This window comes from Hymenobacter taeanensis (assembly GCF_013137895.1).
Classification (GTDB): Bacteria; Bacteroidota; Bacteroidia; order Cytophagales; family Hymenobacteraceae; genus Hymenobacter; species Hymenobacter taeanensis.
In genome coordinates, this window is the sequence record NZ_CP053538.1 from 3,104,194 (window position 1) to 3,117,815 (window position 13,622).

Here is a 13,622-nt window from a genome sequence, read left to right on the forward strand (position 1 = left end):
AAGGAAAGAGAAAGCCTACTGACACGGTGGCAGTATTTACTTAACATAATATAAAAACGGTATAATATTCTGCTAAACAGCTAAATAAAGCAGGCTTTCCGTGGATTAAGCCTCGGTAGGGAAGCGCACATCTACCTGCGAATCGAAGTAGAGGCCTAGCAGTTCGGAAGCGTTGCCCTGGTTGATGCCAATGCACAGTTGGTCCTGGCTGTTGAAGATGCACACCACTTCGCCGGGAGGTGCAGCCTGAAAATGGGGGGCAATATCACGCACCGTTTCGCGGGCAAAATGGATGGTGCTGGGGCGGTTGCGGCCCAGCACTTCCACGGCTGTGCGGGTAATGTTGGTGATGAGGTTGCCGTAGTGATCCACGTGCACCACGTGGCCCGTGATGCGGTGGTCCTGGAGACGGAGTTGGCGGTTGAGGAGCTGGTAGGCCTCGGTGGTGATGGGGCCCAGCTCCACGAGGGCGCCACCCTTGGCCAGGTGCACGGCGGCGGGAGCCAGTAGGTCGCGGGTAGGGGAGGCGGTAGCAGTGGTGCCGGCCCCCAGGCTCACGAGCTGCTCGGGCTTGCCGTCGCAGAGCAGGGGCAGGATGCCGTTGTCGGCCGAGACAAAGAAATGACCCTCGTACTGAGCGGCGTGCCAGGCGGCGCGCGGAGCCCCCAAATCGTTCACCCCAATCAGGTGTACGGTACCCACCGGGAAGTCGCGAAATACCGCCGATAGAACGTGAACGGCGTGCGCGATGTTAAAGGGTTCAATGGCGTGCGAAATGTCCAGTACGGGAATGGCGGGGGCCAACTGCAGAATCCGAGCTTTTACGGCCGCAACGTAGTGGTCGCGGTAGCCAAAGTCAGACAGAAACGTAATCAACCCCATTGCCTAAAATTCTCAGTTATTCGTACTATTGCCAGAGGCCGTGTAAGGCGGCAAAAGTAGGCGTTTTGCCGCGAAATGGGAGAAATAAAGTCGGCCGGACTTTTGTTGTTCTCTTGTTGCGCGGCCAGGCAAAGCGCCAGTTCCTACGTCGATACCGGCCACTTTCTATTTCTTTCGTCACAAAATTCCCTCAGATTGGTCGAGAAAATCATCACGCTCGAAAACGTGTCCCTGGTTGAGTTTCTGGGGCCCGATAACCAAAACATCCGCCAGTTGGCGGCTGCTTTCCCCGGCAGTAAAATTATCTCCAGGGGCAATGAGATTAAAGTTCAGGGCCAACCGGCCGTTATTATCCGCATCAACGAGATTCTGTCGGCGCTGCTGGAGCATTACCACCAGTACGGGCAGATAACTGACAAAACGGTATCGCAGTACCTGAGCTCCGCCGACGAAGACCAGCAGGACCGTCTACTGGCGGCCTCCCCTGATGTAATCCTGTTCGGCGCCAAGGGCGGCATCATAAAGGCCAAAACTGCCAACCAGCAGCGCCTTGTGGATGCCGTGCTGCGCAATGACCTGGTGTTTGCACTCGGGCCGGCTGGTACGGGTAAAACCTATATTTCGGTGGCCCTGGCCGTGCGAGCACTTAAGAACAAGGAGGTCAAGAAAATTATCATCTCCCGCCCCGTGGTGGAAGCCGGCGAAAGCCTGGGTTTCTTGCCCGGCGACATGAAGGAGAAGGTAGACCCCTACCTGCGCCCGATTTACGACGCGCTGGAAGACATGCTGCCAGCCGAGAAGTTCAAGCTTTACCTGGAAAACAAGACCATTGAAATTGCGCCCTTAGCCTACATGCGTGGCCGGACGCTGAACAATGCGTTTGTACTCCTGGATGAGGCCCAGAATACCACGCCCTCGCAGCTCAAGATGTTCCTGACGCGGATGGGTCCCTCGGCTAAAGTGATGGTGAATGGTGACCGGAGTCAGATTGACCTGCCCACCAAGCAGAAGTCGGGGCTGATTCAGGCGCTGGACATTCTGAAGGATGTGAACGGCATCGGCTTCGTAGAAATGAATGCCGACGACGTAGTGCGTCACCGTCTCGTGAAGCAGATTGTGCAGGCCTACGATAAGTTCGACGTGGAGCTGCAGAAGGATCAGGCCAACCAGGCAAACCGCCCAATCCGGGAATATCAGCCCTACCGCCGGCCCAACAACCCCGGCAACGCCGGTTCTGACCCCGGCAAGCACCCCGATGCCCGCCGCGAAGACGATGGCATGCAGGACCTGCCCGTAAACCACGAGCAGCTCTAAGCTCTGCTGTGCAGGCGGTGCGCCTCACTCCACCGGCCCCCTCTCCGCGGGAGAGGAGGAGCCTGACGTAATACTCGTAGGCCAGCCTAGGCCACTATACCTGAAAAAAGCTGCTCCCCTGGGAAGCAGCTTTTTTCTTTTCCGCCCTACTTTCGCACGCTCACCTAGCCTGCGTCTACTAGGCTGTCCGGCTGTTACCATTCTATAATTTACCAGCTCATGAACGTCCAGCGCATCACTTCCCCCCAGGACCTCGACGCCGCCCTGGCTATTCGCAATATCGTGTTTGTGCAGGGCCAAAACGTGCCCGCCGACTTGGAGAACGACGCCCACGACCGCACCGACGCTACCCACTACCTGGCCCGCACTCCCGACGGTACGCCCTGTGGGGCCGCCCGTTGGCGCCCCACCGAAAACGGCGTTAAGCTGGAGCGCTTTGCGGTGCTGGAGCAGTTCCGTAACCAGCAGGTGGGAGCTGCGTTGCTCGCCAGCGTGCTCCAGGATGTGCAAGCGGCGCACCCGCAGGCCACAGTGTACCTGAATGCACAGCTGCCAGCCGTGCGTTTCTATGAGCGCCATGGCTTCGAGAAGGTAGGGGAGCAGTTCACAGAGGCGGGCATCGAGCACTACAAAATGGAGTGGAAACGCCCCGCCTAGTGGCCTAGGTTTGAATAAAGAATAAGAACGCCGCTCCCTCCCTCAAATGCGGGGGCGGGTGATAATAGTTGTGTGCCAAGAGCATCCTGGCGAGATTGTCGAGACGTCTTGCTCGCATCGGTGAGTAAGTTTGGTGGCCTCAGCACGCGAGATACCTCGACCGGCTCGCCAGGACTTCTTTCATGTTGTCGTGCAATACTCTTGTATAAATGCCCCGCGCCCAGCGGGCTTTTTGTATTTCATCCGCTTTTCTGCATTTTGCTTAAGCTATTTGGGGCTGGCTGAAACACAGCCAGCTCTGCAGATATAGGAGTGTTTAGGGCAAGCGGATTAGATGATTAAGTGGGCTCCGTATGCCTTCGTGCGGTTAGTGCTGCCCCTGATGGCGGGCATCCTGACGTACCTCTACTTTGGTAGTGCGCTGCCGCCTATGCTGTGGGCTGTAACTGGCCTAGCCGCCCTGTTTATGGCTGTGCAGCTCTGGGCTGCCCGCCAGCCCACCCCAGGGGCCACTGATGCCGCCGGCCTGCTAGCCATACTCACCTTGTATGCGGCTGGCGCCAGTTTAACTCAACAGGCCACCGAAAGCCGCGCCGCTAACCACCTGAATCGTTACGGAAGAAGTGTGGAGTTTTACCGCGCCGTGGTAGACGACTATACCGTGGTGCGCCCCGCCACCTACGCTACCACCGTGCGCGTATCGGCGGTGCGGGTAGGAGGGAAATGGCAGCCGGCCGTGGGCGGCATACGGGTATCTATTCCGCGCGACTCCAGCGTAGCCGCCCCGCAGTACGGCGACGTATGGCTGGTGCGCGGGGCACCCTCCCTCAGCAAGCCGCCGCTTAACCCCGGCGAGTTCGACTACCGTCGCTACCTGGAGTACCATCAGGTGTACCACCAGCACTTCATTCACCCCGACCAGTATCGACTCTTGGCGCTGCAGCCACCTAGCGCACTTAGGGCCATTGCCATGCGCGCGGCGCGGGTGCTGGATGGGGTGTTTCGGGAGTATGTGCACGAGAAGCGAGAGTATGCGCTGGCCTCCGCGCTGGTACTGGGTATTAAGGACGAGGTAGACCAGGCCACCAAACAGGCCTACGCCAATACCGGCACCACGCATATCATGGCGGTATCAGGGTTGCAGGTGGGACTGCTGTTTGCGGCCGTCACGTGGCTGCTAGGCCTGTTGCCGGGTCGGCGGGGGCCGTGGTTTCGGATGGTAGCTGCCCTGCTGGGCTTGGCCGTTATCTGGAGCTACGCCTTCCTGACGGGGCTATCGGCCTCGGTGCTGCGAGCCGCCGTGATGTTCACATTCGTGATTCTAGGCCAGGCAGTGGGGCGGCGGGCCAACATGTTCAATACGCTGGCGCTGGCGGCCTTCGTGCTGCTGTGCTACGACCCTTATCTGCTCTGCGACGTAGGCTTTCAGCTTTCCTTTCTGGCGGTGCTCAGCATTGTGTATCTGCAGCCGAAAATGGTGGCCTGGTTTGAGCCGCGCGAGTATTTCCTGGACCGCCAGCGGCCCTGGCAGCCTAAACCGGTGCAGCGGCTGTGGGCGGCAATGGGCTGGGCAACCGATAAAGTCTGGCAGGCGACGGCCCTTTCCCTGGCGGCGCAGGTAGCCACGTTTCCGCTCGGGCTCTATTACTTCCACCAGTTTCCGCTGGGCTTTTTGTTTTCCAACCTGATAGCGGTACCCGTTTCAAGCGCCGCCGTGTACGTAGGCCTCCTGCTGTTGCTGCTGAAGGGGGTTGTGGTCTGCTTAAGCCTTGTTTCCGGCAACTTAGCTGCGCTGCTGGAGTGGGCGCCGCGCGCAGTGGCCTACGTGTTTGAGCACATGATCTGGTTTTTCAACGAGTATATCTTCTGGGTTGGCCGCGAGCTGCCCGGCGCCCTCATCTCGGGCATTCATGTAACGGCCCCGCAGGCTTGGTTGATTTTTGGCGTGATCCTGGTCCTGCTGGTTTTCTTCGCTGTGAAGCGACTAGCCTGGCTGGGAGTAGCATGTAGCCTGCTGGGCCTGTTTGCCAGCAGCCGGGTGTGGGCCGCCCGTCAGCTGGCCCCCGATGAGCGAGTACTAGTGTATAGCATACCGCGCCGCTCCGTGCTCGGCTTCTGGCACGGCGCCTCCGCCGACATTGTACCCCTCGACTCTTTGCCCCTCACCGAAACGGAGCGAACCTACCGCATTGTACCCGGCAGCATCCTGCGTGATGCCCGGCGGGTAAGTTATCATCCGGGGTGGCAAGGTGCCCCAATGCCGGTCCAGGTAGGAGAGCCGGGCCTCACGCTGGCCTCCTGGCACGGGGTGCGGCTGGCCATTGTCAGCGGCCGGCTCAGTGGGGCCCGCCAGCCCACGCCGGTTGATGTGGTGGTGGTGCGCCGTAACGCCCGGGTGCGGGCCGGGGAGCTGGCCGAAATTTTCGGTACTGCGGCGCCGGTAGTGTTTGATTCTTCCTGCAAAAGCTGGTATGTAGCTCAACAAGATTCGGTTCTGCAGCAAGCTGGTTTTCAGACATATGATGTAACTGCACGGGGTGCTTTCGTCGTGCAGGTACCGCGGTGAGTGGGGCCAGATGGCGCGTTTGCCGAAACTTCTAAGCCATTCCCTACGCTATAGACTTTATTAGTAAGAGAAATTTTGCTGATTATTAGCGTGTACGCTTCTAAATATCAGCGCAAGTAGTGGGCTCGTGTAGCTTGCTTGGTGCTGCCTTCTTTCACCGCTTCTGCAACGCCCATGACCATGGATAACATGCCTACTCAGGAACTGGAAGACCTGCGCTACATCCGCTACGAGGCCCAGAACTCCATTGGCTACATAACCCTTAACCGCCCCGATAAGCGCAACGCACTCAACGCCGAGGTGGTGACGGAACTTAAGCAGGCCTTCGAGTTTGCTGAAGAGGATGAAACCTGCAAAGTAATTGTGCTCCGGGCCGAGGGCGATGTATTCTGCGCCGGCGCCGACCTGGCCTACATTCAGGAGCTCCAGGGTTTTGGCTACACCGATAACCTCGCCGACTCTACCCACCTGATGCAGCTCTTCCACCAGATTTACACCCTCAATAAGGTGGTGGTAGCTGAAATTCAGGGCCACGCGTTGGCGGGCGGCTGCGGCCTGGCCACTATCTGCGACTTTGCTTTTGCGGCTCCTGAGGCCAGGTTTGGGTATACGGAAGTAAAAATCGGTTTCTTACCAGCCATCGTTAGCGTGTTTTTGCTCCGCAAGATTGGGGAAGCCCGCACTAAGCAGCTCCTGCTCACCGGCGACATAATCTCGGCGCACATGGCACAGGAGTTTGGCCTGATTAACTATCTGGTGCCGCGCGAGGAGCTTTCTTCTAAAGTGTACCAGTTTGCCCGCCGCCTGTGCGTGGAAAACTCTGCTCAAAGCATGGAGCTAACCAAAGAAATGCTGGCGCGCATTCCTGAAATGCCCCTGGAGGAAAGCCTGCGCTACACCGCCCAGCTCAACGCTGAAGCCCGTGGTACACTTGACTGCCGCCGGGGAATTGCCGCTTTCCTTAGCAAGGAAAAAATCACCTGGGATAACTAAGCCTCGCTTGGTTGCTGATGAGCTAAGCCCCGCTCGAAGTTAGCAACCGCTGACTTTGAACGGGGCTTGTGCTTTGCTGATCAGCTACCTATTTACCTGGCATCAGCCGCAAACAGAACAATGGTGTGGCCTAAGCTCTCTATCTTTCCTCGTTAAAATTTTTCAAACTTCTTAAGTTCCTCTGTAGTTAGACCTGTATGACAACGCTGGCAGCCGTGGCCGTTACGACGGCTACCTTTCTTGGGATGGAGTTTGTGGCTTGGTTTATGCACCGCTTTGTGCTGCACGGGCCACTGTGGTTTTTGCACCGCTCGCACCATGTACGCCACCCGCACACCTTTGAACGCAACGACTTTTTCTTTCTATTCTACGGTTCGCTGTCGATGCTGCTGATTATCTACGGCTCCGACACCAAGGACTTTCGGTACTGGATGGGAATAGGCATTGCCAGCTATGGCACGTTGTATTTCTTCGTGCATGATGTCCTGATTCATGGCCGGATGCGGTTCTGGCGTAAGTCGCGCAATGCGTACCTGCGGGCTCTTAACATGGCGCACAAGGTGCATCATAAGGCCACCCGCCGCGATGGTTCTGAGGAGTTTGGGTTGTTGTGGGTGTCTCCCAAATATTTTATGCTGGCTTGGCGTAAGCCTGCCCCCACTCGGGTACTTCGCCAGCGGTCTGGTTCAGTAAGTAAAGTTTAAGCAGAGAGGGAGAGCTATTGTGGGACATTTTTCCATCAGCGACTTAGAGCAGCTGTCCGGTATTAAGGCGCACACCATCCGAATCTGGGAGCAGCGATATGGTATTCTGCGGCCCGTACGCACGGCTACCAACATCCGCACCTACTGCGACGATGACTTGCGGCGCCTCCTGAATGTGGCTACGCTGTATAACCGTGGCCAGCGTATTTCCCAGATTGCCCGTCTCTCAGAGCATGAGTTGGCTAAGGCTGTTATCTCCTGCGATGAAGATGCGAATAACTGCTGCCAGCAGGTAAACGGGCTACTGGCTGCCATGCTGCGCATGGATGAGCCTCAGCTCAGCTGCCTGATGAACCGGGCCGTGTGCAACATGGGCTTTGAAGGGGCTATTCTGCACGTGGCCTATCCTTTTTTGCAGCGCATTGGCGTAATGTGGCAGGCTGGCAACGTAAATCCGGCGCACGAACACTTGGTTACCAACTTGCTGCGTCAAAAAATTATGGCAGGTATTGATAACCTGCCACCTGTCCAACCCGCAGACGTAAAGCGCTGGGTGCTGTTTTTGCCTGAAGGGGAGATGCACGAGCTGGCCTTGCTGTTTATGAACTACGTTTTGCGCGTACGGGGACACCACGTGCTGTACCTGGGCCAGAACCTTCCCATTTCTGAGCTGAAGACCATCAACGAAACGTATCAGCCTGACGCCCTCTGCACCGTGATGACGGCCGTGCCCGAGCGCGACCGGGTGCAGGAGTTCATTGATGAGTTGCACCAGATTTGCCCTGAGCGTACCTTGGTTTTGTACGGCTCTCTGGTACAACAAGAAAATGTACGGTTGCCATTTAACGCGATAAAAGTAAGGTTGATGACTGATTTTATCGCGTTGGTCGAGGAAATGGCTTCATCGCCAGGTAACTATACTCTTGAGGCAGCAAAAACTTAATACACTTCTGTTCAACGAAGTCACGGCCTGACCGTAAGCTTGCAAGGCTTAGGTCAGGCTTTTTTGTTGGCTTATGTTGCGTTTTAATACTCTGAGTATTCCTGCGCGGAAGACAGGTGTGTGCTATCGTTGTGTTCTGATAGTCAAAATGTTGTAACAATCAGTGGTCTTGTAACCACCGGTATTAGGTGGGAGGGAAAAATAAATGTGTGGGGGGAAGACGACTTTCAAAAACCCTCGTATATTTGTTTAACTTTTTGCCACGAAAAGCTAAACAGTATGACCTCTTTGGAATTCACTAACCAAGTACAGAAGATTTCTTACTCTCTAAAGCCCGTGGCGATGAACCTGACCCGCGACGCCGACGATGCAAAGGATCTTGTGCAGGAAACCCTGCTCAAAGCGCTGCTCAACAAGGACAAGTTCAAAGCGGGCACTAACTTGAAGGCATGGTTGTACACCATCATGCGCAACACCTTCATTAACAACTACAACAAGATTACCAAGCGCAATAGCAATATTGACAGCACAGAGTATTTCCAATATTTTAATACCGACGAAAACTATATTACCCACAACGGTGCTACCTCAGATTTCGTAGTAACAGATATCAATGAAGCTATTGCCGGACTGTCGTCGGATTACCGCACGCCGTTCATGATGTACTACATTGGCTACAAGTACCTGGAAATTGCTGAGAAGCTGCAAATTCCCATTGGCACCGTCAAGAACCGTATTCACATCGCCCGCAAGGAACTTAAGCAGGCGTTGAAGACATACGCCCCCGGCGTGTAGGGAATAGGGAGAGAGTACAGACCCGCCCCGGGCGTATAGCGGGCCGCGGACTCACGCTTAGCTTTAGCTGCGTGGTTCGCGGCCCGTCTTTTTGGGCTCACCCTGAACAACTTTTTGGCATTTATCTACAAAGGCATTATAACTTCTGTCCAACTCAACAGTATAGTAGATGAGAAGGCTAAGTTGAAGTGCTTTGCCGTTAGGTAAGGTCAGGTAATGGTAGGGGAGTGGCCTGGCAAATACCAATGGTCTAATAGTAGTTCCTTAGGCAGGCCCTACCACTATCAGGATACTTTTCATCTTCGTGCTTTTGAAGGCCGCTTATACCGGCCACTCATTGTCCAAGTTGTACCGTTTGTGAGTAAAGATATTATCGTGATTGGGGCCGGTTTTGCCGGTCTGGCCGCTGCTACCTCGCTGGCACAGCAGGGCCACCGTGTTACCATTCTGGAGAAAAACGAAGGCCCAGGCGGCCGCGCCCGTGTATTCAAGGCCCAAGGCTTTACCTTTGATATGGGCCCAAGCTGGTACTGGATGCCCGATATCTTTGAGAAGTATTTTGCGCGCTTCGGCAAAAAAGTATCCGACTATTACCACCTCGTTCGGCTGGATCCTTCTTACCAGGTAATTTTCAAAGGCCCCGAAGCCGTAGACATTCCGGCTCGCATGAGCGAGCTGCGCGAGTTATTTGAGCGCTACGAGCCCGGCAGTGCCGCCCGCCTCGATGAGTTTTTGCGCCAGGCTGCTTACAAGTATGAGGTGGGTATTGGTAAGTTTGTGCACATGCCGGGCCGATCCCTGCTGGAGTTTGCCGACCCGCGCCTGCTGGTTGATGCCGTGCGGCTTGATTTGCTCCAGAGTATGCACAAGCACGTGCGCAAATTCTTTAAAGACCCGCGCCTGCTGGAACTGGTGGAATTTCCCATTCTGTTTCTCGGGGCCACTTCTGAGAATACGCCCGCCCTATACTCTCTCATGAACTACGCTGACCTGGCCTTGGGCACTTGGTACCCAATGGGCGGCATGCACAAAATTGTGGAGGGCATGGTACAGCTGGCCCAGGAACTAGGCGTGCAGCTAGCGTACAATGTGCCCGTGCAGGAAATAGTGGTGGAAAAAGGCCTAGCTACGGGTGTGCAGACCGCTGCCGGATTCCGCCCCGTCGATGTAGTAGTGGCCGGGGCCGACTACCACCACGCTGAGCAGAAGCTGCTGGCGCCGCAGTGGCGCCGCTACGATGAGGCTTACTGGAATAGCCGGACTATGGCGCCCTCATCCTTGCTGTTCTACGTGGGCGTAAGCAAGCGCCTGCCCAAGCTGCGCCACCATAACCTGTTCTTCGACGAGGACTTTGCCCTGCACGCCGAGGAAATTTATGAGCAGCCGAAGTGGCCTAGCCGGCCGCTCTTCTACGTGTCGGCGCCTTCGCAGACTGACTCTTCCGTAGCGCCCGAAGGCTGCGAGAACCTCTTTCTGCTCATACCCGTGGCTCCTAACCTCCCAGACCCCGAGGAAACCCGGGAGTATTACTACAACCTGATCATGGAGCGGCTGGAGCGCCATTGCGGCACCAGCATCCGCGACGCCGTAGTATATAAGCGCAGCTATGCCCACCAAGACTTTGTGCAGGACTACAATAGCTACAAAGGCAACGCCTATGGTCTAGCCAATACTCTGCGCCAGACGGCTATCCTAAAGCCAGGCCTCAAAAGCAAAAAGGTCCAGAATCTGTATTTTACGGGCCAACTCACGGTACCCGGCCCCGGAGTGCCACCTTCCCTTATCTCAGGCCAGGTAGTAGCTCAGGAAATCGAAAAGGAAGTTCAGTAGGGGAGAGACCGATGGATATTGCCGGCAGTAGATGTCAGCTGGCTTCTCAACCCGTCAGCTTGTAGGCCTATCCCTCAACCAAGCCCTTAATATTTAACCTTCAACCCTCCGCAGTGGACCACGTTGCCCTCTTTACGGATACCAGCCTCGCGTGTAGCAAGCTTATTACCACCAGGTACAGCACCTCCTTTACGCTCGGTATTCGCACCCTCGACAGCCGTTTCCACTTGCCCGTGTATGCGGTGTATGGCTGGGTGCGCTGGGCCGACGAAATCGTGGATACTTTTCACGACCACGACAAGGCAACCCTCTTCGCCGACTTCCGGCGGCAGACTGATGAGGCCTTGGCTACTGGTCTGAGCCTAAACCCGGTGCTGCACGCCTTCCAGCACGTAGCGCGCCACTATAGCATTGATCGGGAGTTTATTGATGCGTTTCTCTACAGTATGGAAATGGACCTCGATGACCGCTCATACAACCAGTCGTTGTATGAGCGGTATATCTATGGCTCAGCCGAGGTAGTGGGGCTCATGTGCCTGCGCATTTTTTGTGAGGGCGATGAAGCGCAGTTTGAGCGCCTGCGCGAACCGGCCCGGCGCCTGGGCTCCGCGTTTCAAAAGGTAAACTTCCTGCGCGATATCCGATCTGACTACGAAGACCGGGGCCGCGTCTACTTTCCCGGCGTGCAGTACGAGCGGTTTACCGACGAGGTGAAGCGCCAGATTGAGGCCGACATTCGGGCAGACTTTGAGGCGGGTTACGCAGGCATTGTGCAGCTGCCCCGGGCCGCACGACTGGGCGTATACCTGGCCTACGTATATTATTTAAAGCTATTTCATAAGATTCGGCAGCTACCCGCGGCACGAATATTGGGTGAGCGGGTGCGCGTTCCCAATAATACTAAGATCTTATTGTTGCTGGGTTCGTACTTTCGATATCGCCTTCGGGCTATTTGATCACGAATACCATTGCTCGTGAAACTGCTGTTTGCCTTTTTTCTTACCCTGCTCTTTTCCTATTCCGCCCCCGTGTCAGCCGACGTATCACCTTATTCCGTTTCAAATCTTCGCCGCCAATACCAGCAGGCTGCCGCCAGCAAGGAGGGTGGGGAGAAATTCTATAAGCTCATGGCAGCCTACGGGCAGCAAGAAGCCGTAGTGCTGGCCTACAAAGCTGCTGCTGAGGCTATCCGGGCCCGTGATGCCTCTATGCTCAATAAGCTCACGTACGTGCAGAACGCCAGCAAGCTGTTTGATCAGGCCGTGAAGCTGGATGCCTCAAACCCCGAAATCAGGTTTTTGCGCCTGAGCGTGGAAAGCAACCTGCCCTCGTTTTTGGGCCTAAGCCAGCACGTTGAAGACGACCGTCAGTTTTTGGTTCAAACCCTCCTGCAGCACCCTAAATCGGGCCTCGATGCGGAAACTTTCAGTATTGTGCGCAATTTTATGGTAGACCGGGGCCACGTTTCTGACGCCGAAGCCCAGCAACTGACGGAGTTGTAAGCCTCAGAATATCTGATGAATGCCATGTACTACAGAAGCTCCCAGGTTGGGAGCTTCTTTGGGTTTAAGCCCTTTGCGGCTTTACGGAGTACTGGTAGCTGCACATGATTTTGCCTGTTTGTTAGCTCTCGGCACAAAATTGGTTTGGCCAAATAGTCCTAGGCCAGTCCACTTATTACGTCAAATGAAACAACTGATTATTCCGGTATTGTGTATCCTGGCCACGGCGGCGCAGGCCCAGCAGGTAATTGTGAAAGGGAAGGTAGTGGATGAACAGAAACGGCCAGTGCCCTACGCCAACATAGGGCTGCCCGGTAATGAGCCCGGTACCGCTACCAACGAAGCCGGCGAATTTAGCCTGCGGGTGCCCTCTCTGCCGCAAAAGCTAACCGTAGTAAGCATGGGCTACACGCCTACTACCATTGAGGTAACAACTATTGCTGCCCAAACCGTGGTGCTGCCCACCAGCAACGTTGCCCTACCCGAAGTACGCGTGCGTAACCCCGATCAGGTAGCACTTGAACTCGTGCAACGGACTTTTGCGCAACTGCAGCGCCATGCCCGTACTGAGCAGTTTGGCAAAGCCTTTTACCGGCAAAAGGAGCGGCACAATGCTACATACAGCGAGTTTCTGGATGCGTTTTACAACGTGCGCTTCACCAACAAGGAAGTAGTTGGCTGGGAAGTGGAGCAGGCCCGATACGGCCTGGTGCCAGATAATTCAGGCGTGGATATGACCAACTTCTCCGCCGCTATCCGCCTGATTCCGGTGTATGAGCCCAAGCCCAGCCGCCGTACCCTGGCGGTGCCCTTGAGCCCGCTGGCTGCCCAGCAGTTTACCTTCCACCTGCGAGAAGTGCTGCAGGATAAAGACCAGGAAACGGCCGTTATCGACTACGCCCCGCGCCCCGACCTAGGCCAGCCCGGTACTGAAGGCACCCTCTACATAGACATGGAAAAAGCGACATTGCGCCGACAGGAAACGAGGGTACCCATCGGTGACTTGATGAGCCTGCAGTTTGGGGCCGGCACCACGCTGCAGTCCCAAACGTTTCACATGGTCTCTGACTTCTCGCCCGTAGCCGACTCACTTAGCCGCCTGCAATCAGTACGCGCCGAGCAGACCATTGTGCTCAGCTACCAGAACAAGCCCGATACCACCCAGATAGCCGGCCAATTATTTTTTTACCAGTACACCGGCAAGCCCTCCGGAAAAGCGTATAAGAGTGTGGGCGTAAATTACAACGACCTTAAGCAGGTAATGAAGCAACGGTACGATTCCTCGTTTTGGCTGAACCGGGAAGTACTGCGCGCTAGTCCGGTAGAGGAACGTGTGATTCAGGACATGGAACAGCGGAAGGCTTTCGGCTCGTTTTAAGTACCCATACCGGCCAGGTACTACGTGGTAGTGGTCTGGTTATTTGCCTCGGTTTAAG

At 55.8% G+C, this 13,622-nt stretch carries 12 protein-coding genes; 11 read left to right on the forward strand and 1 reads right to left on the reverse strand.

Annotation, left to right across the window (positions count from 1 at the left end):
- Window positions 1-105: 105 nt before the first annotated feature.
- Window positions 106-882 (reverse strand): SAM hydrolase/SAM-dependent halogenase family protein, encoded by a 777-nt coding sequence (locus tag HMJ29_RS13245; RefSeq protein ID WP_171591945.1) that lies wholly within the window; start codon window positions 880-882, stop codon window positions 106-108.
- A gap of 195 nt (window positions 883-1,077) precedes the next feature.
- On the opposite strand from HMJ29_RS13245, the gene HMJ29_RS13250 reads away from it, so the two are divergent.
- From HMJ29_RS13250 to HMJ29_RS13300, 11 genes are all read left to right on the forward strand, one after another.
- A complete protein-coding gene (locus HMJ29_RS13250; RefSeq protein WP_171591946.1) occupies window positions 1,078-2,196 on the forward strand; it encodes a PhoH family protein in 1,119 nt (372 codons plus the stop codon).
- Between the two features lie 219 nt (window positions 2,197-2,415).
- On the forward strand, window positions 2,416-2,853 hold the full coding sequence (locus tag HMJ29_RS13255) for a GNAT family N-acetyltransferase (RefSeq protein WP_171591947.1): 438 nt from the start codon (window positions 2,416-2,418) through the stop codon (window positions 2,851-2,853).
- Between the two features lie 334 nt (window positions 2,854-3,187).
- A complete protein-coding gene (locus tag HMJ29_RS13260) occupies window positions 3,188-5,419 on the forward strand; it encodes a ComEC/Rec2 family competence protein (protein WP_171591948.1) in 2,232 nt (743 codons plus the stop codon).
- A 189-nt stretch (window positions 5,420-5,608) separates the two neighbouring features.
- Window positions 5,609-6,412: an enoyl-CoA hydratase/isomerase family protein gene (locus tag HMJ29_RS13265; protein ID WP_410780029.1), complete on the forward strand. Its 804-nt coding sequence runs from the start codon at window positions 5,609-5,611 to the stop codon at window positions 6,410-6,412.
- Window positions 6,413-6,609: 197 nt separating this feature from the next.
- Entirely contained in the window at window positions 6,610-7,116 is a 507-nt protein-coding gene (locus tag HMJ29_RS13270; protein ID WP_171591949.1) for a sterol desaturase family protein, read from the forward strand.
- Window positions 7,117-7,135: 19 nt separating this feature from the next.
- Window positions 7,136-8,059, forward strand: coding sequence for a MerR family transcriptional regulator (locus tag HMJ29_RS13275; RefSeq protein ID WP_171591950.1), 924 nt, complete (start codon window positions 7,136-7,138; stop codon window positions 8,057-8,059).
- 279 nt (window positions 8,060-8,338) lie between these two features.
- Complete coding sequence (locus HMJ29_RS13280; RefSeq protein ID WP_171591951.1) at window positions 8,339-8,854, forward strand: sigma-70 family RNA polymerase sigma factor; 516 nt, start codon at window positions 8,339-8,341, stop codon at window positions 8,852-8,854.
- A gap of 357 nt (window positions 8,855-9,211) precedes the next feature.
- A complete protein-coding gene (crtID, locus tag HMJ29_RS13285) occupies window positions 9,212-10,684 on the forward strand; it encodes a bifunctional phytoene desaturase/3,4-desaturase (RefSeq protein WP_171591952.1) in 1,473 nt (490 codons plus the stop codon).
- Window positions 10,685-10,797: 113 nt separating this feature from the next.
- Window positions 10,798-11,640, forward strand: coding sequence for a phytoene/squalene synthase family protein (locus tag HMJ29_RS13290; protein ID WP_171591953.1), 843 nt, complete (start codon window positions 10,798-10,800; stop codon window positions 11,638-11,640).
- Window positions 11,641-11,658: 18 nt separating this feature from the next.
- Window positions 11,659-12,186 carry a hypothetical protein gene (locus HMJ29_RS13295; protein ID WP_171591954.1) on the forward strand — a complete coding sequence of 176 codons (528 nt, stop codon included), beginning with the start codon at window positions 11,659-11,661 and terminating at the stop codon, window positions 12,184-12,186.
- 184 nt (window positions 12,187-12,370) lie between these two features.
- Window positions 12,371-13,564, forward strand: coding sequence for a carboxypeptidase-like regulatory domain-containing protein (locus HMJ29_RS13300; protein ID WP_171591955.1), 1,194 nt, complete (start codon window positions 12,371-12,373; stop codon window positions 13,562-13,564).
- Window positions 13,565-13,622 lie beyond the last annotated feature (58 nt).

Bases quoted from the DNA above. Each gene is read 5' to 3' on its own strand.
- HMJ29_RS13245 (WP_171591945.1), bottom strand. From the start codon at position 882: ATGGGGTTGATTACGTTTCTGTCTGACTTTGGCTACCGCGACCACTAC.
- HMJ29_RS13255 (WP_171591947.1), top strand. From the start codon at position 2,416: ATGAACGTCCAGCGCATCACTTCCCCCCAGGACCTCGACGCCGCCCTG.
- HMJ29_RS13300 (WP_171591955.1), top strand. From the start codon at position 12,371: ATGAAACAACTGATTATTCCGGTATTGTGTATCCTGGCCACGGCGGCG.
- HMJ29_RS13265 (WP_410780029.1), top strand. From the start codon at position 5,609: ATGCCTACTCAGGAACTGGAAGACCTGCGCTACATCCGCTACGAGGCC.
- HMJ29_RS13270 (WP_171591949.1), top strand. From the start codon at position 6,610: ATGACAACGCTGGCAGCCGTGGCCGTTACGACGGCTACCTTTCTTGGG.
- HMJ29_RS13260 (WP_171591948.1), top strand. From the start codon at position 3,188: ATGATTAAGTGGGCTCCGTATGCCTTCGTGCGGTTAGTGCTGCCCCTG.
- HMJ29_RS13280 (WP_171591951.1), top strand. From the start codon at position 8,339: ATGACCTCTTTGGAATTCACTAACCAAGTACAGAAGATTTCTTACTCT.